This window comes from Aeromonas hydrophila subsp. hydrophila ATCC 7966 (genome assembly GCF_000014805.1).
Classification (GTDB): Bacteria; Pseudomonadota; Gammaproteobacteria; order Enterobacterales; family Aeromonadaceae; genus Aeromonas; species Aeromonas hydrophila.
Map to the genome: position 1 here is coordinate 1,894,806 of NC_008570.1, position 21,590 is coordinate 1,916,395.

23 protein-coding genes are annotated in these 21,590 nt (G+C 60.7%); 17 read left to right on the forward strand and 6 right to left on the reverse strand.

Translation table 11 applies throughout. The annotated features are described in order from the left end of the window. Positions 1 to 43: 43 nt before the first annotated feature. The 3 genes from ahpF to AHA_RS08730 all read right to left on the reverse strand — a co-directional run bounded on the left by ahpF (position 44) and on the right by AHA_RS08730 (position 3,391). A complete protein-coding gene (gene ahpF / locus AHA_RS08720; protein ID WP_011705620.1) occupies positions 44 to 1,624 on the reverse strand; it encodes an alkyl hydroperoxide reductase subunit F in 1,581 nt (526 codons plus the stop codon). Positions 1,625 to 1,717: 93 nt separating this feature from the next. Continuing rightward, positions 1,718 to 2,284, reverse strand: a complete 567-nt coding sequence (gene ahpC, locus AHA_RS08725) for an alkyl hydroperoxide reductase subunit C (RefSeq protein ID WP_011705621.1) — start codon at positions 2,282 to 2,284, stop codon at positions 1,718 to 1,720. A 660-nt stretch (positions 2,285 to 2,944) separates the two neighbouring features. After that, the gene (locus AHA_RS08730; protein WP_011705622.1) at positions 2,945 to 3,391 is read right to left on the reverse strand and encodes a CBS domain-containing protein; all 447 of its coding nucleotides are present in this window, start codon (positions 3,389 to 3,391) and stop codon (positions 2,945 to 2,947) included. A gap of 212 nt (positions 3,392 to 3,603) precedes the next feature. Between AHA_RS08730 and queA the strand changes: the two genes are divergently transcribed. From queA to nlpI, 7 genes are all read left to right on the forward strand, one after another. After that, entirely contained in the window at positions 3,604 to 4,671 is a 1,068-nt protein-coding gene (queA, locus tag AHA_RS08735; protein ID WP_011705623.1) for a tRNA preQ1(34) S-adenosylmethionine ribosyltransferase-isomerase QueA, read from the forward strand. A gap of 70 nt (positions 4,672 to 4,741) precedes the next feature. Further along, positions 4,742 to 5,878: a tRNA guanosine(34) transglycosylase Tgt gene (gene tgt, locus AHA_RS08740; RefSeq protein ID WP_010634306.1), complete on the forward strand. Its 1,137-nt coding sequence runs from the start codon at positions 4,742 to 4,744 to the stop codon at positions 5,876 to 5,878. A 50-nt stretch (positions 5,879 to 5,928) separates the two neighbouring features. Next, positions 5,929 to 6,264, forward strand: a complete 336-nt coding sequence (gene yajC, locus AHA_RS08745; RefSeq protein WP_011705624.1) for a preprotein translocase subunit YajC — start codon at positions 5,929 to 5,931, stop codon at positions 6,262 to 6,264. An 18-nt stretch (positions 6,265 to 6,282) separates the two neighbouring features. Beyond that, the gene (gene secD, locus AHA_RS08750; RefSeq protein WP_011705625.1) at positions 6,283 to 8,136 is read left to right on the forward strand and encodes a protein translocase subunit SecD; all 1,854 of its coding nucleotides are present in this window, start codon (positions 6,283 to 6,285) and stop codon (positions 8,134 to 8,136) included. Positions 8,137 to 8,145: 9 nt separating this feature from the next. Beyond that, the gene (secF, locus tag AHA_RS08755) at positions 8,146 to 9,093 is read left to right on the forward strand and encodes a protein translocase subunit SecF (protein ID WP_011705626.1); all 948 of its coding nucleotides are present in this window, start codon (positions 8,146 to 8,148) and stop codon (positions 9,091 to 9,093) included. A gap of 99 nt (positions 9,094 to 9,192) precedes the next feature. Continuing rightward, positions 9,193 to 9,561 carry a rhodanese-like domain-containing protein gene (locus AHA_RS08760; protein ID WP_011705627.1) on the forward strand — a complete coding sequence of 123 codons (369 nt, stop codon included), beginning with the start codon at positions 9,193 to 9,195 and terminating at the stop codon, positions 9,559 to 9,561. Positions 9,562 to 9,651: 90 nt separating this feature from the next. After that, complete coding sequence (gene nlpI / locus AHA_RS08765) at positions 9,652 to 10,599, forward strand: lipoprotein NlpI (protein WP_280940144.1); 948 nt, start codon at positions 9,652 to 9,654, stop codon at positions 10,597 to 10,599. Positions 10,600 to 10,716: 117 nt separating this feature from the next. Here nlpI and AHA_RS08770 read toward each other — a convergent pair whose 3' ends face one another. Beyond that, positions 10,717 to 11,589 (reverse strand): U32 family peptidase, encoded by an 873-nt coding sequence (locus AHA_RS08770; RefSeq protein WP_011705629.1) that lies wholly within the window; start codon positions 11,587 to 11,589, stop codon positions 10,717 to 10,719. Positions 11,590 to 11,601: 12 nt separating this feature from the next. After that, positions 11,602 to 12,597, reverse strand: coding sequence for a ubiquinone anaerobic biosynthesis protein UbiU (ubiU, locus tag AHA_RS08775; protein ID WP_011705630.1), 996 nt, complete (start codon positions 12,595 to 12,597; stop codon positions 11,602 to 11,604). A 190-nt stretch (positions 12,598 to 12,787) separates the two neighbouring features. Between ubiU and ubiT the strand changes: the two genes are divergently transcribed. Further along, a complete protein-coding gene (ubiT, locus tag AHA_RS08780; protein WP_011705631.1) occupies positions 12,788 to 13,327 on the forward strand; it encodes a ubiquinone anaerobic biosynthesis accessory factor UbiT in 540 nt (179 codons plus the stop codon). On the opposite strand, the gene AHA_RS08785 is transcribed toward ubiT, so the two are convergent. Beyond that, on the reverse strand, positions 13,274 to 13,690 hold the full coding sequence (locus AHA_RS08785; RefSeq protein WP_011705632.1) for a hypothetical protein: 417 nt from the start codon (positions 13,688 to 13,690) through the stop codon (positions 13,274 to 13,276). The two genes, ubiT and AHA_RS08785, sit on opposite strands and share 54 nt — an antisense overlap. Before the next feature lie 179 nt (positions 13,691 to 13,869). Between AHA_RS08785 and trmJ the strand changes: the two genes are divergently transcribed. The 9 genes from trmJ (at position 13,870) to pepB (ending at position 21,544) form a co-directional block, all read left to right on the forward strand. Further along, positions 13,870 to 14,595 carry a tRNA (cytosine(32)/uridine(32)-2'-O)-methyltransferase TrmJ gene (gene trmJ / locus AHA_RS08790; RefSeq protein ID WP_011705633.1) on the forward strand — a complete coding sequence of 242 codons (726 nt, stop codon included), beginning with the start codon at positions 13,870 to 13,872 and terminating at the stop codon, positions 14,593 to 14,595. Positions 14,596 to 14,688: 93 nt separating this feature from the next. After that, positions 14,689 to 15,192 carry a Fe-S cluster assembly transcriptional regulator IscR gene (iscR, locus tag AHA_RS08795; protein ID WP_011705634.1) on the forward strand — a complete coding sequence of 168 codons (504 nt, stop codon included), beginning with the start codon at positions 14,689 to 14,691 and terminating at the stop codon, positions 15,190 to 15,192. A 57-nt stretch (positions 15,193 to 15,249) separates the two neighbouring features. Beyond that, a complete protein-coding gene (locus AHA_RS08800) occupies positions 15,250 to 16,464 on the forward strand; it encodes an IscS subfamily cysteine desulfurase (RefSeq protein WP_011705635.1) in 1,215 nt (404 codons plus the stop codon). A gap of 41 nt (positions 16,465 to 16,505) precedes the next feature. Next, complete coding sequence (gene iscU, locus AHA_RS08805; protein WP_005299770.1) at positions 16,506 to 16,889, forward strand: Fe-S cluster assembly scaffold IscU; 384 nt, start codon at positions 16,506 to 16,508, stop codon at positions 16,887 to 16,889. Positions 16,890 to 16,904: 15 nt separating this feature from the next. After that, positions 16,905 to 17,228, forward strand: a complete 324-nt coding sequence (iscA, locus tag AHA_RS08810) for an iron-sulfur cluster assembly protein IscA (protein WP_011705636.1) — start codon at positions 16,905 to 16,907, stop codon at positions 17,226 to 17,228. 122 nt (positions 17,229 to 17,350) lie between these two features. After that, positions 17,351 to 17,869: a co-chaperone HscB gene (gene hscB, locus AHA_RS08815; protein ID WP_011705637.1), complete on the forward strand. Its 519-nt coding sequence runs from the start codon at positions 17,351 to 17,353 to the stop codon at positions 17,867 to 17,869. 28 nt (positions 17,870 to 17,897) lie between these two features. Beyond that, positions 17,898 to 19,745 carry a Fe-S protein assembly chaperone HscA gene (gene hscA / locus AHA_RS08820; RefSeq protein ID WP_011705638.1) on the forward strand — a complete coding sequence of 616 codons (1,848 nt, stop codon included), beginning with the start codon at positions 17,898 to 17,900 and terminating at the stop codon, positions 19,743 to 19,745. 1 nt (position 19,746) lies between these two features. Next, complete coding sequence (gene fdx / locus AHA_RS08825) at positions 19,747 to 20,085, forward strand: ISC system 2Fe-2S type ferredoxin (protein WP_005299781.1); 339 nt, start codon at positions 19,747 to 19,749, stop codon at positions 20,083 to 20,085. Positions 20,086 to 20,242: 157 nt separating this feature from the next. Further along, positions 20,243 to 21,544 (forward strand): aminopeptidase PepB, encoded by a 1,302-nt coding sequence (gene pepB, locus AHA_RS08830; RefSeq protein WP_011705639.1) that lies wholly within the window; start codon positions 20,243 to 20,245, stop codon positions 21,542 to 21,544. Positions 21,545 to 21,590: the final 46 nt, after the last annotated feature.

Below are 21,590 nucleotides of genomic sequence, written 5' to 3' on the forward strand. Positions count from 1 at the left end.
AAAGCCGACTCAGTGAGTCGGCTTTTTGTCCATCTGGTCGCCATCAGGCGGTGACGGCGTCAGCTTTGGTCGCTTCCGGCGCCGGATTGCGAATGAGGTAATCAAACGCCCCCAGTGCGGCGGTCGCCCCGGCGCCCATGGAGATGATGATCTGCTTGAACGGCACCGTGGTGGCGTCCCCTGCGGCGTAGACGCCGGGCAGGGAGGTGGCGCCCTTGGTGTCGATCTCGATCTCGCCAAAGCGGGTCAGGGCCACGTCGCTCCCTTTCAGGAACTCGGTGTTCGGCACCAGACCGATCTGCACGAAGATACCCGCCACCGCCAGATGCTTGATCTCGCCGGTGGTGCGATCCTCGTAATCCATGCCCACCACCTTGCTGCCATCACCGATCACTTCGGTGGTGCGGGCGCTCATGATGATGTCGATGTTGCCCATGGAGCGGGCTTTCTTCTGCAGCACCTCGTCGGCACGCAGGGTGTCGGCGAACTCCACCACGGTGACATGTTCGACGATGCCGGCCAAGTCGATGGCTGCCTCGATGCCGGAGTTGCCGCCCCCGATCACCGCAACCCGCTTGCCCTTGAAGAAGGGGCCGTCACAGTGCGGGCAGTAGGCCACGCCCTTGGTGCGGTACTCGAGCTCGCCCGGCACGTTCAGGTCACGCCAGCGGGCACCGGTCGCCAGGATCACGGCGCGGCTCTTCAAGGTGGCGCCAGAGGCGAGATCCACGTTGACGTAGCCATCCTTGCTGATGGCGGCGGCGCGCTGCTCGGTGATCACTTCCACGCCGTACTGCTTGACGTGCTGCTCCAGGCTCGCGGCCAGCTTGGGGCCTTCGGTGTAGGGCACGGAGATGAAGTTCTCGATGCCGACGGTGTCCATCACCTGGCCACCGAAACGCTCGGCGACGATGGCGGTGCGAATGCCTTTGCGAGCGGCATAGATGGCGGCGGCGGCGCCAGCCGGGCCACCACCGACGACCAGCACGTCGTAAGGGGCTTTTTCGCTCAGCTCTTGCGCCTTGCGTTCGGCGGCGCCGGTGTCGAGCTTGGCGACGATCTCTTCGAGCGAAATGCGGCCCTGGCTGAACGGCTGACCGTTCAGGTAGACGTTCGGTACCGCCATGATCTGACGCTCGTTGACCTCGTCCTGGAACAGGGCACCGTCGATCATGGTGTGGGTGATGCCGGGGTTCAGGGTCGCCATCAGGTTGAGGGCCTGCACCACGTCCGGGCAGTTGTGGCAGGAGAGCGAAATGTAAGTCTCGAAGTGGAACTCGCCCTTGAGGTTGCGGATCTGCTCCTGCACAGCCGCATCGGCCTTGGAGGGGTGACCGCCGCTTTGCAGCAGGGCAAGCACCAGCGAGGTAAATTCATGACCCATGGGGATACCGGCAAAATGAACGCGCGGGGCTTGGCCCTTCGGCGCGACGCTCATGGAAGGCTTGCGGGCATTGGTGCCAGAGGTCTGGGTAATCTTGGGGGACATCTCGGCGATCTCGCCGGCCAAGGCCAGCAGCTCGGCGGATTTGTCGCTGTCGTTGCCGGACACGCTGATCTCGATGGGATTGACGATGTACTGCAGATAGGTGTTCAGCTGTTGTTTGAGGTTGGTATCCAACATCTTCGAATTCCTTCTTTTGGTTGCGGGTCGGCGTTTTGTCAGGCCAGAAAGCAGACCGGCCCTTGAACGGGCCGGTCTTCAGAGCGGGGAGGCTTAGATTTTGCCTACCAGATCCAGGGACGGGGCCAGGGTGGCGTCGCCTTCTTTCCACTTGGCCGGGCACACTTCACCCGGGTGAGCGGCAACGTACTGGGCAGCCTTGACCTTGCGCAGCAGTTCCAGGGCGTCACGGCCGATGCCGCCGGCGTTGATCTCAACGATCTGGATGATGCCTTGCGGGTCGATGACGAAGGTACCGCGGTCAGCCAGACCGGCTTCTTCGATCATCACGCCAAAGTTGCGGGTGATGGTGCCGGTCGGGTCGCCGATCATCGGGTACTGGATCTTCTGGATGGTGTCAGAAGTGTCGTGCCAGGCTTTGTGGGTGAAGTGGGTGTCGGTGGAGACGGAGTAGATCTCGACGCCCAGCTTCTGGAATTCGGCGTAGTTGTCGGCCAGGTCGCCCAGCTCGGTCGGGCAGACGAAGGTGAAGTCAGCCGGGTAGAAGAACACCACGGACCACTTGCCTTTCAGGTCAGCGTCAGACACCTGAACGAATTTGCCATTGTGGTAGGCGGTGGCGTTGAACGGCTTGATTTCAGTGTTGATGTAGGTAGACATGTATTTGCTCCTTGGTGATGTACATATGCCTGTCTGGGTTTGAAGAGTCGTGCCGGACGAGGCGTTTAACTTTCGATGGATTCATCATAGGGACTTTTCCTAATCGATCAAAGCCGCAATTTTGAATCACTTAAATCTACTTATTAGATAAACCATGGCTGCTGTACCTAACATGAATATCGCCGGCATGCCGGGATAACTCCTTGTCGAGATTCAACATCTGTGCGCGGCTTCGGCTTTTCAAGGGGAGAGTGGCAGTCTGCCAACCGCAGAGAGGTGGGGTCTGCCGTCTTGCGACGCACAGGCGCCGGCACGCACGGGGACGAGGGGGAGGGGAATTGCGCGGATAAAAAAATCCCGGCGTCGTCGCAAGGACAAGGCCGGGTCATCAAACAAGGAATGGCTATATAAACAAAAGCTTTACAGCAAAGACTAACTACGGGGTGTGCAAACTTGCAGACATATGAGAGGAAGAGGACGGGTGCACAATCCCTCGTCTTCCGCTCGGCAACAATTGCATGACGGTCATGATAGTGTGATGCAGATCACAAAGCAAGGTTGTGGTGTAATTTTTCAATCAAAATGAAAGAGTTTCAGCTTTATTGCCGATCAAGTGCGCTGAAAACGCTTTTATTGTAATTTTATTACATGAAATTGAGATCAAAAGTCGCCAGGCGGCTCCTGCTCCTCCATCAGTTCCAGCAGGTTGATGGCGACGGCAATGAAGTCCGACTCGGTGACGATGCCGATCAACTTGCGCCCTTTGAGTACCGGCAGGCAGCCATATCTGTGCCGTTGCAGATAGAGCGCCGCCTCCTTGATGCCGGCATGGGGATCCACGCTGGCCACCTGGCGGGTCATGATCTCGTCGAGCTGCACGCTGTCGGTGAACTCCGCCTCCCGCTCCGGATTGATCAGCAGCAGTTTGGACTCGCGGGTGGCCAGGATGTCGGAGAGGGTGACCAGGCCCAGCAGATGATGCTGTTCGTCAACGATGGGGATGTGGCGGATCCGCTCCTGCTGCATCAGATCCATCGCCTGTTTGACGCTGTTTTCCGGACCCAGGGTGAAGGGGTGTTCAGTCATGATCTCGGATAGGGTCATCATGGTGGGCCTCCTTGTGTATCTGCTTTCACCCTAGCCCAGCCCCCCTCGGCAAAACATGATCAGGGTCAATACAAAACCTTAAAGGTTTTTTAACTGGCCCTGCTTCACATAATTGCTCGCTATCCCTTGTCTCCCTTGGGTTTTTGGTCTTTTGGGTTGCCTTGGAAGAAGGGGATAACTAGACTAGCCGCCGATTCCCCCCGAGGTGAAAGATGCAAGTATCCGATTTTCATTTTGATCTGCCAGACGAGCTGATTGCCCGCTATCCCATGACGGAACGTACCGCCAGTCGTCTGTTGCAGCTCGATGGTCAAACTGGCGCACTGCGCCACGGTCAATTTGTGGATGTGCTGGACCAGCTCAACCCCGGCGATCTGCTGGTATTCAACAACACCCGTGTCATTCCGGCGCGCATGTTTGGCCAGAAGGCCAGCGGCGGCAAGCTGGAGGTGCTGGTGGAGCGGATGCTGGACGAGCACAGCGTGCTGGCCCATGTGCGCTCTTCAAAATCGCCCAAGCCCGGTACCCGGCTCATTCTGGATGGCGGGGCCGACGGCGAGAAAGTCGAAGCCGAGATGCGTGCCCGTCACGATGCCCTGTTCGAGATCCACTTCCTCGACCCCCGCCCTGTGCTGGAGATCCTGGAAGCCATCGGCCACATGCCGCTGCCCCCTTACATCGACCGTCCCGATGAGGATGCCGACAAGGAGCGCTACCAGACCGTCTATAACCAGAAGCCGGGTGCCGTGGCGGCGCCGACTGCCGGCCTGCACTTCGACGAGCCGCTGCTCGAGAAAATTCGTGCCAAGGGGGTGGAAACGGCGTTCGTCACCCTGCACGTCGGGGCGGGCACCTTCCAGCCGGTGCGGGTGGACAAGATTGAAGATCATCACATGCACTCGGAGTATGCCGAGGTGCCGCAGGAGGTGGTGGACGCCATCGCCGCAACGCGCGCCCGCGGTGGCCGGGTGATTGCGGTGGGAACTACTTCGGTACGCTCGCTCGAGAGCGCGGCCAAGGTGACTCTGGCCCAGGGCAAGCCGCTGGCGCCGTTCTTCAGCGACACCGACATCTTCATCTTCCCCGGTTACCAGTTCCAGGTGGTCGATGCCATGGTCACCAACTTCCATCTGCCGGAGTCGACCCTGATCATGCTGGTCAGCGCCTTTGCCGGCTACGACAACGTGATGTCGGCCTACCAGGCGGCTGTGGCCGAGCAGTACCGTTTCTTCAGCTACGGGGACGCCATGTTCGTCACCCGTCGCCGGGCGCAGGCATAAGCCGCGCCCTTTATACCGGGCCCTCGGGCCCCCTACTGTCAGACTGTTTCTCTGACGCAACGAGGTAGCAATGAAATTTGAACTGAAAACCACTGACGGCCGTGCCCGTCGCGGCCAGCTGGTATTCGAGCGCGGCACCGTGCAGACCCCGGCCTTTATGCCGGTCGGCACCTACGGCACCGTCAAGGGGATGACCCCGGAAGAGGTGCGTGAGACCGGCGCCCAGATCCTGCTCGGCAACACCTTCCACCTCTGGCTGCGGCCGGGGCAGGAAGTGATGCGCGCCCACGGCGATCTGCATGACTTCATGAACTGGCAGGGCCCGATCCTGACCGACTCGGGTGGTTTCCAGGTGTTCAGCCTGGGGCACATTCGCAAGATCACCGAAGCGGGCGTGCACTTCCGTCACCCCATCAACGGCGAGAAAATCTTCCTCGACCCCGAGAAATCCATGGAGATCCAGTACGATCTGGGCTCCGACATCGTGATGATCTTCGATGAGTGCACGCCGTACCCGGCCACTTACGAAGAGGCGCGCAAGTCGATGGAGATGTCCCTGCGCTGGGGCAAGCGTTCGCGCGACAAGTTCGATGCGCTCGGCAACAAGAACGCCCTGTTCGGCATCATCCAAGGGTCCGTGTACGAAGATCTGCGGGATGTGTCGCTGGACGGCCTCTTGGAGATCGGCTTCGACGGTTACGCGGTCGGTGGTCTGGCGGTGGGTGAGCCGAAAGAGGACATGCATCGCATCCTCGAGCACGTCTGCCCGAAAATCCCGGCCGACAAGCCGCGCTACCTGATGGGCGTGGGCAAGCCGGAAGATCTGGTGGAAGGGGTGCGCCGTGGCATCGACATGTTCGACTGCGTGATGCCGACCCGCAACGCCCGCAACGGCCACCTGTTCACCACCGACGGGGTGGTCAAGATCCGCAACGCCAAGTATCGCGAGGACACCAGCACCCTGGATGCCGACTGCGATTGCTACACCTGCAAGAACTACACCCGCAGTTATTTGTACCATCTGGACAAGTGCAACGAGATCCTCGGTGCCCGTCTGAACACCATCCACAACCTGCGTTATTACCAGCGTGTGATGCAGGGTTTGCGGGACGCGATCGAGCAGGGTAAATTAGACGACTTTGTAACTGAGTTTTACCGTCGGCAAGGGAAGCCCGTGCCTCCGTTAGCTGAAAATGACGTGAAATAACAACGATATATAAGCTAGTTTTCAAATCTACATCAATAAGAGGTTGTTAAATGAGCATTATCTCCAAGGCGTATGCAGAAGGCGCAGTTCCGGGTGCACAGGGTGGTGGCATGGAAATGATCATCATGCTGGCCGTATTCGGCCTCATCTTCTACTTCATGATCTATCGCCCCCAGGCCAAGCGCGCCAAAGATCACCGCAACCTGATGAGTTCCCTCTCCAAGGGTGACGAAGTCCTCACTTCCGGTGGCCTGGTCGGCAAGATCGCCAAAGTATCCGCCGACAGCGAATACCTCGTGCTGGCCCTGAACGATCAGACCCAGGTCACCATCAAACGTGACTTCGTCTCTGCCGTTCTGCCCAAGGGTTCTATCCAGTCCCTCTAATCTCCCGAGGAGCACAGCGTGTTAAATCGCTATCCGCTGTGGAAATACCTGATGGTGGTCGTGGTGATCGCCATCGGTTTTCTATATGCAGCCCCCAATCTTTACGGCGAAGACCCGGCCTTGCAGATCTCTGCCAGCCGGGGGGCCGAAGTCAAGCTGGACACCCTTGACCTGGTGAAAGAGACGCTCGATGCGGCTCAGATCCCGGTCAAGCATGCGGCGTTCGAGCACGGCTTCATCCTGGTTCGTTTCAAAAATACCGAAGAGCAGCTCAAGGCGCGCGACATCGTCGCCAACAAGCTGGGCGACAACTTCATTACCGCTCTCAACCTGGCCCCTTCCACGCCTGCCTGGCTCGAAGCCATCGGCGCCAACCCGCTCAAGCTGGGTCTGGACCTGCGCGGCGGTGTGCACTTCCTGATGGAAGTGGACATGGCCGAGGCGCTGACGAAGCAGCAAGAGCAGATGGTGCAGGATTTCCGCTCCGAGCTGCGTACCCAGAAGATCCGTTATTCCGGTGTGCGCCGGGCCGGTGATCAGGTACAGGTGCTGTTCCGTGACGAGGCCGATCAGGCCAAGGCCATCTCTCACCTGCGTCGTCAGAACCCGGATCTCACCTTCACCACCGAGCAGAAGGGGGACGAGTTCGTCCTGCTGGCCGGTCTGAGTGAAGCCAAGATCAAGGAAGTTAAGAAGTACGCCCTCGAGCAGAACATCACCATCATCCGCAACCGGGTGAACGAGCTGGGCGTGGCCGAGCCGCTGGTACAACAGCAGGGTGCCGAGCGCATCGTGGTGGAACTGCCCGGCATTCAGGACACCGCCCGTGCCAAGGAGATCCTCGGCGCGACCGCGACCCTGGAATTCCACATGGTCGATGAGACCGCCGACATCCAGGCTGCGGCCGATGGTCGGGTGCCGCCGAGCTCCAAGGTCTACAACGATCGCAACGGACGTCCGGTTGTGCTGCAAAAGCGCATCATCCTGACCGGTGACCACATCGTGGGTGCCCAGTCCGGTTTCGATGAATACAGCCGTCCCCAGGTCAACATCAAGCTTGATGGCCAGGGTGGCAACAAGATGGCCAACTTTACCAAGGACAACGTTGGTAAGGGCATGGCGACCGTGTTCATCGAATACAAACCGGTCGGTCAGCCGGGTCCGGATGGCAAGCGCAAGTTCCGCAAGCAGGAGGAGGTGATCAACGTCGCCACCATCCAGTCGCGCCTTGGCAGCCAGTTCCGCATCACCGGCATCGACAACGCCAACGAAGCCCACAACCTGGCGCTGCTGCTGCGTGCCGGTGCGCTGATCGCCCCGATCCAGATCGTGGAAGAGCGCACCATAGGCCCGAGCCTGGGTCAGCAGAACATCGACAGCGGTATGGAAGCCATCGGCTGGGCCATGCTGGTGATCGTGCTGTTCATGGGGATCTACTACCGTGCGTTCGGCTGGGTGGCCAACATCGCCCTCACCATGAACCTGGTGCTGATCGTCGGTATCATGTCGATGATCCCGGGGGCCACCATGACCCTGCCGGGTATTGCCGGTATCGTCTTGACGCTGGGCATGGCGGTGGATGCCAACGTGCTGATCTACGAGCGTATTCGTGAAGAGATCCGCAACGGTCGTGGGGTGCAGCAGGCCATCCATCTGGGCTTTGATCGGGCGTTCTCGACCATCGCCGACTCCAACGTCACCTCGCTCATCACCTGTGTGATCCTGTTCGGTATCGGTACCGGCGCCATCAAGGGCTTCGCCCTGACGCTGGGGATTGGTCTGAGTGCTTCCATGTTTACCGCCATCACGGTCTCCCGCGCCATCATCAACCTGGCCTGGGGTGGACGGCGCCTCGACAAGCTGCCGATCTAAGGAAGAGACATGTTTCAGATTCTACATTTTGAAAAGCCCATTCCCTTCATGCGCTATGCCAGGCCGGGTGTGGTCTTCTCTACCCTGCTGATGGTGATCTCCCTGTTCTTCCTGTTCGATCGGGGCCTGAACTGGGGTCTGGACTTCACCGGTGGTACCACCATCGAGGTGGGCTTCCAGCAGTCGGTGAGCCTGGACAAGGTGCATCAGGTGCTGGACGAGCAGAAGATTGAAGGGGCGACCCTGCAACACTTCGGCTCCAGCCGTGACGTACTGTTCCGCCTGACCCCGAAAGAGGGGGTCAAGGTGGAGCAGCAGGGTAACGAGGTGCTGGCGGCGGCCAAGCTGATCGATCCTGCGGCCGTGCTCAAGCGCGTCGAGTTCGTCGGCCCCTCCGTGGGTGACGAGCTGGCGACCGACGGTGCGCTGGCCATGCTGGCCTCCATCCTCTGTATCCTGATCTACGTGGCGGTGCGCTTCGAATGGCGTCTGGCCATGGGGGGTATTCTCTCCCTGGTGCACGACGTGGTGATCACCCTCGGCGTCTTTGCCTACTTCCAGTACGAGTTCGACCTGACCGTGCTGGCGGCATTGATGACCCTGGTGGGTTACTCCCTGAACGACACCATCGTGGTGTTCGACCGGTTGCGGGAGAACTTTCGCAAGGTGCGCAAGGGGGATACCGAGTACATCCTGGATCTCTCCATGACCGAGACCCTGAGCCGGACCATCATCACCTCGGGGTTGACCTTCGTGGTGGTGCTGGCGCTGCTGCTCAAGGGCGGTCCGCTGATCCACGGTTTCTCGGTGGCCATGGTGATCGGTGTCGCCTTCGGTACCTACTCCTCCATCTATGTGGCGAGCTCGTTCGCCATGTTCTTCGGGGTCAAGCGGGAGCACATGCTGCCGACCCAGGTGGAAAAAGAGGGCGCGGATCAGCAAGAGATCCTGCCGTAAATGACAAGGGCGCCGCGAGGCGCCCTTTCTCTTATCGCCCGGGTGAGTCATTATGACGGTTTCACCCACGGCTGTTGGCCAACAGGCAAGGAGCAAGCCATGCAACACAATCCCCGTTTTCTGGCACTGGTAGAGGCCATTCGTCCCCATGTGCGGGAGACCGATGTGCACCAGATCAAACGCTGGCAGGATGAGGGGCGCACCTTTCACCTGGTCGACGTGCGGGAAGAGAGCGAGTGGGCCAGGGGCCATCTGCCGGGGGCGACCTACCTCGGTCGTGGCGTGATCGAGCGGGACATCGAGACCCGTTACCCGGATCCCGACACCGAGCTCTACCTCTATTGTGGTGGGGGATTTCGCTCCATTCTGGTGGCGGAGAACTTGCAGAAGATGGGCTACGGTCGGGTGGTCAGCGTCGATGGTGGCTTTCGGGGCTGGTGTGATGCCGGATACCCTGTCGAATCCTGATTTATTTGAGGGAGAGAGGCTCAGCCACATGACAAAGTGTCGGCTGACCTTTACCATATGCCGGGTCAAGCGTAAGCGTCGGAGTGTTCATTGAACGTCAGGAAAGGGATTGGATACCTCCTTGGTATCCTGTTGCTGCTCCCCATGTGGGGTTGCAGCAGTAGCAGTCAGGTTGAAGCGCCTCAAGTTCCCAAGCCGCAACCCGCTTCACTGGTATTGGCGACCCCCCTGCAGGTCTCTTACCAGAGCGAGTTGGCGTTGGCGCGACTCGGGCAGATGCTCAGTGAGATGGAATTGACCACGGAGCAACGGGCTGAACTGTTTTATGAGCGTGCTGTCGTGTTTGACCGGGTAGGCTTGCGCTCCCTGGCGCGGCTGGATTTCAACCGCGCCCTGCGGGAGAAGCCGGATTTCGCCGAAGCCTACAACTTCATCGGCGTCTATCTGGTGCAGCAGCAGAATTATGACGAGGCCTACGAGGCATTTGATTCCGCCCTCGAGCTGGCTCCCGATTATGACTATGCCTACCTGAACCGTGGCATTGCGCTCTATTACGGCAATCGTCCCGAGCTGGCCGCGGCCGATATGAAGCGCTTCTACGAGGCGCAGCCGGAAGATCCCTACCGGGTGATCTGGCTCTATCTGGCCGAACAGAAGCTCAATGCACCGGCCGCCATGAGCCGGATGCGCGAGCGGCTCAACAAGTACGATGACGATGCCTGGAACTGGGATCTGGTGCGCCTCTATACCGGCGAACTCAATGCCACCCAGTTGATGGGCAACGTGGTGAAAGGGGTGAAGGACAACCGGGAGCTCGCCGAGCGCCTGTGCGAAACCTACTTCTACCTCGGCAAGTTTGAACTGGCCAAGGGCAACCGCAAGGAAGCCATCAGCTACTTCAAGCTGGCGCTCGCCAACAACGTGTATGACTTCATCGAGCACAGATATGCCCTGCTGGAGCTGGAGCTGATGGCGCGCAAACCCCTGCCGCCCGGTGCCCAGAGTGCCCAGGGCAAGAGCAGCAAGCAGGCATCCTGAGCTTGCCCTGTTGCCGGTTTGAATGATGTAGAAAAGGCCTCATTGCGAGGCCTTTTTGCTGTCCGGGTGTCAGATGCTAGGGGGTGAGTCACCCCCGTCAGACGGTACACCGCCGCCTCACTGCGTCAGCATCATGCCGGGGATCTGACGCCAGTAACCGTTGCAGTCGCGCTCCTGCTGCAGGGGCAGGGGAGCCTGGCCCTGTTGGTTGGCCTTGAAGCGCTCCAGCATCGTCAGGGTGTCCAGCCCCTCGGGGGAGAGGCGCACCACATCCACCAGCCCCTCCATCCCGGCCAGATCGTTGCCCAGGTTGTAGCAGTAACCGGACTGGGTCTGGATGCCGTTGAGGTTGAACACCTTCTGCCCCTCGCGGCTGCTGGCGAGCCGGCCGGTGGGGTAGTCGATGCAGGCCAGTTCGCAGTTGTCCTTGGGCCGGTCAAGGGAGCGGGCGGTGAAGCAGCGCGCCGAGTAGGCGAGTGGCAGGTGGCCGTAGGCGAACACCTCCACCTCGAATTGCTGGCGAGCACTGCCCAGATCCTGATTGAGCTGCACCAGCCAGTCGCGGGAGAGCTCCACCGGCATCACCCAGCGCTGCATCCCCTGTTTGAGCAGCATGCGCAGCACGTCGGCGTTGTAGGCGTTGATGGCGGGGCCGCAGACGAACGGCAGCCCGGCTTCGCTGGCGAGCTGGACCGCCCCCAGATCGTTGGCCTCGATCATCAGCTCGCCATTGTCGACCAGCCGCTTGACCTCCTTGAGCTCGGAGGGGGCGGAGATGAGCGCCAGCGTGGAGAGTACCGCCTGCTTGCCCGAGCCGGCCACCTGACGGGCGAGGGCAATCCAGTCATCCACTTTCAGTTCGCGGCGCTTGCTGCAGACGGTTTCCCCCAGATAGACGATGTCGGCCTGGCTGGCGGCGGCCGCCTGATAGAAACCCTGGGTGTCGGCCTTGGGCCAGTAGAAGAGCAGGGGGCCGAGAGAGAATTTCATGAACAGGGCTCCTTATTGCCACTGGCGATGATAGGCACCGAGGGTGGTCTGGCTCCCCTCGGAGACGCGGGCGAGCTGGGCATCCCACTCGGCCTTGACCTGATAGGCTTCCGGGTTGGCCTGATAGGCGTCGATGGCGGCGCGCCAGACCCGGGTGACCTGCTCCACATAGGCGGGGCTGCGTTGGCGTCCTTCAATCTTGACCGACTGGATACCGGTCTGGAACAGCTCGGGCAACAGGCCGAGGGTGTTGAGACTGGTGGGCTCCTCCAGCGCGTGGTAGGTCTGGCCGTCCACCTCGAAGCGGCCCTTGCACAGGGTCGGGTAGCCGGCGTTTTCCCCCGGGCCGTAACGGTCGATCAGCACCTCGTTGAGGCGAGACTCGAGGCCGCCCGGGGTCTCCTCCCAGCGCACGAACTTGGCCGGTGAGCAGGCGCCGACGGTATTGGGGCTCTCGCCGGTCATGTAGGAGGAGAGGTAGCAGCGTCCCTCCGCCATGATGCAGAGGCTGCCAAAGGCGAACACCTCTAGACCGACGTCGGTCTCGCGGGCCAGCTGCCTCACCTGATGCATGGAGAGGACGCGGGGCAACACCACCCGACCGACGTTGAAGTGCTGCTGGTAGAAGCGGATGGCGGCGGCGTTGGTAGCACTGGCCTGCACCGAGACGTGCAGCTCCAGATCCGGGTAGCGGCGGCTGGCATAGTCGAGCACGGCGAGGTCGGCGATGATCAGGGCATCGGCCCCCAGCGCGGCGCCCTTGTCCACCGCCTGCTGCCAGCGGGCATCGGAGCCCGGGTGGGCGAAGGTGTTGATGGCGATGTGGAGTTTGCGGCCATGCTGGTGCACATAGTCGACCGCTTTCTCCAGCTTGCTGTCGGTGAAGTTGAGCCCGGCGAAATGGCGGGCGTTGGTGTCATCCTTGAAGCCGATATAGACCGCATCGGCCCCGTTATCCACGGCTGTTTTCAGTGCCGGCAAACTGCCTGCCGGACAGAGTAATTCCATCGGGTACGCTCCGAGAGGGCAAAAAATGCAAAAGTGGCCCGATTGTATTCACCGGCGTCCTTCCACTTTTTGACCTGAGGCAGCTTTGTGTGGCTTTACCCTTCTTGAGGTAAGTGGGCACAAGTTTGATTTCCAACAGGATCATGGCTGCGGCCCTGTGCTTGAATGCGCAAAAAACTGGGAGTTTATCGTGTTTCAACAACTGCAACGTCGCCTGGTCGAACAGGCTCCCCGCATTCTGCGCCATCCTCTCAAATTGGTGCCATTTTCCTTGCAGCAGAACCTGATGGAGCGCCTGCTGGCCAGCGTGTTCAAAGAGGCCATCGCAGATGGCGACTTTGAATTTCTGGCAGGCAAGTGGCTCAAGGTCGAAGTCTCTGATCTGGAGCTCTGCTGGTTCATCAGCGAGCAGGATGGCAAGCTGGTGGTGGCTCGTCATTGCGAGCAGGCCGATGTCTGTTTCAGCGGCACTACCAACGACCTCATTCTGATTGCCGGGCGCAAGGAAGATCCCGACTCTCTCTTCTTCCAGCGCAAGCTGAAGATTGAAGGGAACACCGAGCTGGGGCTGGAGGTGAAAAACCTGATGGACAGCCTGGATCTGGACGGTTTGCCAAGCCTGGTGCGTTATCCCTTGCTGGATCTTGCCACCTTCATCGAGCGGGCGAAGGCGGGCTCAGCGCAAGAGGCGCACTCTGCGCCGGCGGGTGGGGTTGCGCCTCAGCTGTGAGACCAGTCCATCGGCATGGTGGCGGTAGTGATTGCGAGCCCACAGGCAGCGACAGGCCCACAGACAGGGCAGCAGTGCCAGCAGGGCGCCGGCGTTGGGAAGGCGCGAGAGCAGCAGACCCAGCGCCAGCCAGATGAACGGCTGGGCCTCGTAGAGCCACTCCGGCTGAAACCAGCGTTTGGTCGGGAAGATGACCAGATCGGTACGCCGATAGCTGGATCGCATCATCCAGACGGTGGCGCCGGCGACAAACAGCAAGGTACCCGCCAGCCAGAGCAGCGGGGAGTGGCTGAGCAGGATGATGCCGACCGCCACCAGCAGATAGCAGACCGGCAACCTCTCATAAAGCCAGCGTGGGCACATGTCGCCTCCACTTTTCACCTTCCCATCCTTCAAGTCTAGCCAGTCAGCGCCCCCGTCTCATACCGCTTTGTTCTGCAAAACGGCGTCATTGTTGTGAATTGGTGCGCCATTTACGGTGCCAAAATAGCGATTGGCTATGTTACAATTGCGCGCCATTTTTGACTGAAGATTGACTGGGCATGTTGGATCAGATTCGTATCGTGTTGGTAAACACTTCTCACACCGGCAACATGGGCTCTGCGGCGCGCGCCATGAAGACCATGGGCTTGAGCCAGATGGTGCTGGTTGATCCGCAAGCACAGCCCGATGACAACGCCTATGCACTGGCCGCCGGTGCCAGCGATCTGCTGGCCAATGCACGTATCGTGTCGACCCTGGATGAAGCCATTGCGGATTGTGGTCTGGTGATCGGCACCAGTGCCCGCTCCCGTACCCTGAGCTGGCCCATGCTGGACCCCCGCGAAGCGGGCGAAAAGCTGGTAACCGAGGGGATGCAGCATCCGGTGGCGCTGGTATTTGGCCGTGAACGCACCGGCCTGACCAACGACGAGCTGCAAAAGTGCCACTACCACGTGGCCATTCCGGCCAACCCGGAGTACAGCTCCCTCAACTTGGCCATGGCGGTGCAGACCCTCTGCTATGAGGTGCGAATGCACTGGTTGCAGCAAGAACAGGTCGGCGAGACCGACATGGCGGTGGATTATCCCAGCGCCGAGCAGCTGGAAGGCTTTTATCAGCATCTGGAGCAGACGCTGCTCAAGACCGGCTTCATCGCCGATGACCACCCGGGACAGGTCATGAGCAAGCTGCGCCGCCTGTTCAACCGGGCTCGTCCGGAAGCGGTGGAGTTGAACATCCTGCGCGGCATTTTGACCTCGGTGCAAAAACCGAGACCGCAGGATTAAACCCGACTGGATTACTCAACCATATACTTGACTGATTTAGTCGGGTATGTGACCATATGCCCATATTGATTGGTTCGCAAAACGGTAAGGCATATGAGACTGACCTCAAAAGGACGTTACGCTGTGACTGCCATGCTCGACGTGGCGTTGCATGCAGAGCAGGGGCCCGTGCCCCTGGCTGATATTTCGGAGCGCCAGGGCATCTCCTTGTCCTATCTGGAGCAGCTGTTTGCCCGCCTGCGCAAGCATGGCCTGGTGAGCAGCGTGCGTGGCCCGGGCGGCGGTTATCGCCTCGGTCTGGCGCCGAATGCCATCTCGGTCGGTCAGGTGATCACCGCGGTCGACGAATCGGTGGATGCCACCAAGTGCCTCGGCAAGGGCGGCTGCCACGGCGGCACCCAGTGCCTCACTCACTCCCTGTGGCGTGACCTGAGCGAGCGGATCTCCAGCTTCCTGGGGGACATCACCCTGGCCGAGCTGGTTGATCAGGCCGATGTGCGCCGGATTGCCGGCAAGCAAGATGAACAAATGAAAACCGTGTTGTCCCTGGTAGATCGGGCAGAACGCGGCGATGTGAGCTTGAAAGTCCAACTATAAACAAACGTGCTTTCCACAGCTGGTCGATGTATGACCCTGGCTGTAACGGAGAAAAACATGAAACTGCCTATTTACCTTGATTATTCGGCAACCTGTCCGGTGGACCCGCGTGTCGCAGAAAAAATGATGCAGTGTCTCACCATGGATGGCCTGTTCGGCAATCCAGCTTCCCGTTCCCACCGCTTTGGCTGGCAAGCCGAAGAGGCGGTCGATCTGGCCCGTAATCAAGTGGCAGAGCTGATCGGTGCCGACCCGCGCGAGATTGTCTTCACCTCCGGTGCGACTGAATCCAACAACCTCGCCATCAAGGGCGTCGCCCATTTCTACGCCGGCAAGGGCAAGCACATCGTTACCTCCAAGACCGAACACAAGGCGGTACTCGATACCTGTCGCCAGCTGGAGCGCGAAGGCTATGAGGTAACCTACCTCGAGCCGATGCCCAATGGCCTGTTCACCCTGGAACAGATCGAAGGCGCCCTGCGTGATGACACCATCCTGGTCAGCATCATGCACGTCAACAACGAGATCGGCGTGGTGCAGAACATCGCCGCCATCGGCGAGCTGTGCCGTTCCCGCAAGATCCTGCTGCACGTGGATGCAGTACAGAGCGTGGGCAAAATCCCGGTCGACGTGGAAGCGCTCAAGGTTGACCTGCTCTCCATGTCCGCCCACAAGGTATACGGCCCGAAAGGCATTGGTGCCCTCTACGTGCGCCGCAAGCCGCGTGTGCGCCTGGAAGCCCAGATGCACGGTGGTGGCCATGAGCGCGGCATGCGTTCCGGCACCCTGCCGACTCACCAGATCGTCGGCATGGGCGAAGCCTTCCGCATTGCCAAAGAAGAGATGGTGAGCGAAGGTCAGCGCATCATGGCCCTGCGTCAGCGTCTGTGGGATGGCATCAAGGATATCGAAGCGGTCTACATCAACGGTGACCTGGAACAGCGGGTGCCGGGCAACCTCAACGTCAGCTTCGCCTATGTAGAAGGGGAATCCCTCATCATGGCGCTGAAGGATCTGGCGGTCTCTTCCGGTTCTGCCTGTACCTCGGCCAGCCTGGAGCCCTCCTACGTGCTGCGCGCACTGGGCCTGAACGACGAGCTGGCGCACAGCTCCATCCGTTTCAGCATGGGTCGCTTCACCACCGAGGAAGAGATTGATTACGCAATCAAGCTTATCCGTGACTCCATCGGTCGTCTGCGCGAGATGTCTCCCCTGTGGGAGATGTACAAGGACGGCGTCGATCTGAACACGGTCGAATGGGCTCATCACTGATCCGCGGGATCGGTGTTCAACGGAATTAGCAGGAGTTAGATATGGCTTACAGTGAAAAAGTAATCGACCACTACGAGAACCCCCGTAACGTAGGCGGCTTCGACAAGAACGATCCCAGCATCGCTACCGGCATGGTCGGTGCACCGGCCTGTGGTGACGTGATGAAGCTGCAGCTGAAGATCAGCGACGATGGCATCATCGAAGATGCCAAGTTCAAGACCTACGGTTGTGGTTCCGCCATCGCCTCCAGCTCTCTGGTGACCGAGTGGGTCAAGGGCAAGACCCTGGATGAAGCGGCCGGTATCAAGAACACCGACATCGCCGAAGAGCTGGCGCTGCCACCGGTGAAGATCCACTGCTCCATTCTGGCCGAGGATGCCATCAAGGCCGCCATCGCCGATTACAAGCAGAAGAAAGGTCTCTAAGGTCAGGAGCGCAGTATGGCCATTACCATGACAGATGCCGCCGCGGCACGGGTTTCCTCGTTTCTGACCAACCGGGGCAAGGGCATCGGCCTGCGCCTCGGCGTCAAGACCACCGGCTGCTCGGGTCTTGCCTATGTGCTCGAGTTCGTCGATGAGCTGGCAGATGAAGATCAGGTATTCGAGCAGGACGGGGTCAAGATCATTGTCGATGCCAAGAGTCTGATCCACCTGGATGGCACTGAACTGGATTTCGTCAAGGAGGGCCTCAACGAGGGCTTCCAGTTCAACAACCCCAACGCCAAGGGCGAGTGTGGTTGCGGCGAAAGCTTCAGTGTCTGAGATGTGTGCAACACATGATCGCTTGTCCGTTGAACTGGTCGGCCACGGCCGGTTCAACCATGCCGCTTCGCCCACCTGAGCGCGAGCGGCATGGGGGCAGCATCAGTGTCTAAGAGGTCTGCATGAATTATTTCGAGCTGTTTGGGCTGGTTGAAGGCTTCGAGCTCGATACCCGTCAGCTGGCAGAGACCTACCGCCAGTTGCAAACCCAGTTTCATCCCGATCGTTTTGCCACCGCCCCCGAGTGGGAGCAGCTGGCTGCGGTGCAACGTGCCGCCCAGATCAACGATGCCTTCACTACCCTCAAGGCGCCCCTGCGCCGAGCCGAGTACCTGCTCTCCCTGCGTGGCACCGAACTTCGTGGCGAGCAACAGACGTTGCAAGATACCGCGTTTCTGATGCAGCAACTGGAGTGGCGCGAGCGGCTGGCCGACCTGAAAGGGGAGACTGACCCTGAGCGTGCCATCAAGGATTTTCGCCAGGAGATCAGGCATGATCACCAATTGTTGATGCAGCAGCTGACCCAGGCCCTCGCCACAGGCGAGGATCCGCGAGCGGCTGATTGTGTTCGCAAACTCAAGTTTGTCGACAAGCTCCTCGAGGAGCTGGAACGATTCGAAGACTCGCTGTTCGAGTCTTGATCCTTTAACGCTGGAAGTTTGATTACCCATGGCATTACTGCAAATCGCCGAGCCCGGCCAGAGCGCCGCACCTCATCAGCACAAACGTGCCGTTGGCATCGATCTTGGCACTACCAACTCGCTGGTCGCCGCCGTGCGTAGCGGTCAGGCCGATACCCTCTGCGACGAGCAGGGGCGTGATCTGCTGCCCTCCGTCGTGCATTACCAGGCTGATACCATCCGGGTCGGCGTCGATGCCAAGCGCGAGGCCGCCCTCGACCCGCACAACACCATCGTTTCCGCCAAGCGGATGATGGGCAAGGCGCTGGCCGACATCGATACCCGCCAGCAGCCCTATCAATTCGTGGCAGCCGACAACGGCATGCCGCAACTGCAGACCCGTCAAGGGCTGGTCAACCCGGTTCAGGTCTCGGCCGAAATACTCAAAAAGCTGGCCGAGCGGGGCGCTGCCGCCCTCGGTGGCGATCTCGACGGCGTGGTCATCACAGTGCCCGCCTATTTCGATGACGCCCAGCGCCAGGGCACCAAGGATGCGGCCCGACTGGCCGGTCTGCACGTGCTGCGCCTGCTCAACGAGCCGACTGCGGCCGCGATTGCCTATGGCCTCGACTCCGGTCAGGAAGGGGTGATCGCTGTTTATGACCTGGGTGGCGGCACCTTCGATATCTCCATCCTGCGTCTACATCGCGGGGTGTTTGAAGTGATGGCCACCGGCGGCGATTCGGCCCTCGGCGGCGATGATTTCGATCACCTGCTGGCAGACTGGTTGAAAGAACAAGCCGGTTTGACTGGCGAGCTGGATGCCCGTCTGCAGCGCGAGCTGCTGGATGTGGCCGCCGCGGTCAAACACGGTCTGACGGACGCCGACGCCGTTCCCTGCACCTTTGCCGGCTGGCAGGGCTCTGTCACCCGCAGTCAGTTTGACGAGCTGATCCAGCCGCTGGTCAAGCGCACCCTGCTGGCCTGCCGCCGCGCCCTGCGCGATGCGGGGCTCGAGCAGGAAGAAGTGCTGGAAGTGGTGATGGTCGGCGGTTCGACCCGGGTGCCGCTGGTGCGCGAGCTGGTGGGTGAGTTCTTCCAGCGTCCCCCCTTGACCAGCATCGACCCCGACAAGGTGGTGGCCATCGGTGCCGCCATCCAGGCCGACATCCTGGTGGGCAACAAGCCTGACGCCGAGATGCTGCTGCTGGACGTGATCCCGCTCTCTCTGGGTCTTGAGACCATGGGCGGTCTCGCCGAGAAGGTGATCCCGCGCAATACCACCATTCCGGTGGCCCGCGCCCAGGAGTTCACCACCTTCAAGGATGGCCAGACCGCGATGGCGATCCACGTGGTGCAGGGCGAGCGCGAGCTGGTGGCCGATTGCCGATCCTTGGCCCGCTTCACCCTGACCGGCATTCCGCCCATGGTGGCCGGTGCCGCCCACATTCGCGTCACCTTCCAGGTGGATGCGGACGGTCTGCTGTCGGTCAGTGCCATGGAGAAATCCTCCGGCGTGCAGGCCGAGATCCAGGTCAAGCCCTCCTATGGACTGGGTGAGGATGACATCCTCAACATGCTGAGCGCCTCCATCGCCAATGCCCAGCAGGACATGGATGCCCGCATGCTGGCGGAGCAGCAGGTCGAGGCCGACCGGGTGGTCGAGAGTCTCAACGCCGCGCTGGCTGCCGATGGCGAGGCTTTATTGAGCCCCGCCGAGCGGGCCGAGCTGGATGCCGCCATCGCCCATCTGCTGACCATGCGCAGCACGGGCACCACCAACCAGATCAAAGAGGCCATCGAGGCGGCGGATGCTGCCAGTGGCGAATTTGCAGCCCGCCGGATGGATGCCTCCATCCGCAAGGTGCTGACCGGACAAAACGTCAACAAGGTGTAATATGCCAAAACTGATTATTCTGCCCCATCCCGAGCTCTGTCCGGACGGCGCGGCCCTCGAAGGCGCGACCGGTGAAACCATTCTGGACATCGCGCTGCGCAACGGCATCGAGATCGAGCACGCCTGCGAGAAGTCCTGCGCCTGTACCACCTGCCACTGCGTGGTGCGGGAAGGCTTCGACTCCCTCGAGCCGAGCGACGAGCTGGAAGACGACATGCTGGACAAGGCGTGGGGACTGGAGCCGGAATCCCGTCTCAGCTGCCAGGCCAGACTGGCGGACGAGGATCTGGTGGTGGAACTGCCCAAGTACACCCTGAATCTGGCGTCTGAGCGCCATTGATGACCCCTTAATTACACATGAGTGAATTGCGCGTGCAGCATCTCGTGGTGCAGTAATGATATGGTGAAGGCCGTGACCCTTGAGGGAGCGGCCTTTTTTGTGCCCGTGATTTCCCTATTCGTTGATGAAAGTGCCAATAAAAAGGAAGCAAGAGAACATGGCTGACATGATGAACGTACGGTTGTCTTCCCAGGCTGCCGCCGCCCACTGGGGCGAGGGTGCCCTGCTCAGTTTCAACGGCGACGAAGCCCATCTCCATCTGGGCAGCGGCCAGGAGAAGGAGGCGCTGCGCGCCATCCAGCGCGCTGCCAGACGACTCGAGTCGAGCGGCATCAAGCGCATCAAGCTGGTGGGTGAGGGCTGGAACGGGGAGCGTCGCTACGCCTTTGCCCAGGGCTTCTATGCCGCCAAGGGGGTTCGCGAGCTCGATTTCGGCGAGCAGAGCGACCAGGAGGCTGCCGAGCTGGCTGCCTTGCTCAAAGCGACCCGCTGGGTGCGCGAAGTGACCAACGGCTGCCCGCAGGAGATCTACCCCATGAGCCTGGCGGAATCCGCCCTGCTGCTCATCCGCAGTCTCGCCGGTGACAAGGTGACCGCTCGCATTACCGCCGGGGAGGCGCTGCAGGAGGCCGGTCACATCGGGATCTGGTCGGTGGGCCGCGGCAGCGAGCGCGAGCCGGTGCTGCTGGAACTCGACTACAACCCGACCGGGGATGCCAATGCCCCCGTGCTGGCGGCGCTGGTGGGCAAGGGGATCACCTTCGATTCCGGCGGCTACTCCATGAAGTCCTCCGACAACATGCTGCCGATGAAGTCCGACATGGGCGGCGCCGCCATGGTGACCGGCGCGCTGGCGCTGGCCATCAGCCGCGGCCTGAACAAGCGGGTGAAACTCATCCTCTGCTGCGCCGAGAACCTGGTCTCCGGCCATGCCTTCAAGCTCGGCGACATCCTCACCTATCGCAACGGCATCTCGGTCGAGATCCAGAACACCGATGCGGAAGGCCGCCTGGTGCTGGCTGACGGCCTGCTGGCCGCCAGCGAAAGCGGGGCTGCCTATATCCTCGACGCCGCTACCCTCACTGGCGCCGCCAAGACCGCGCTGGGTCGCGACTACAACGCCGTGTTTGCCCTTGATGAGGCCGAGCAGGCCCGCGCGCTGGCAGCCGCCAAAGCCGAAAACGAGCAGGCCTGGGCGCTGCCGCTGGAGCCGTGGCACGCAGGCCAGCTCACCTCTGCCTTTGCCGAGTTGGGCAATGTGGCGTCCGCCGAAGGCACCGCCGGTGCCACCACCGCGGCGGCCTTCCTGTCGCGCTTCGTGCGTGACGAAGGCAAGGGCTGGGTGCACCTGGATCTGGCCGCCTCCTATCAAAAATCGGGCAATGACCTGTGGGCGACCGGTGCCAAGGGTCACGGCCTGCGTACCATCGCTCGCTGGTTGCAGGAGGTGAGTGAATGAGAGTCTGGCTGAATCAAGAATTTGGTGAAGGCTTTGGACAATCGGC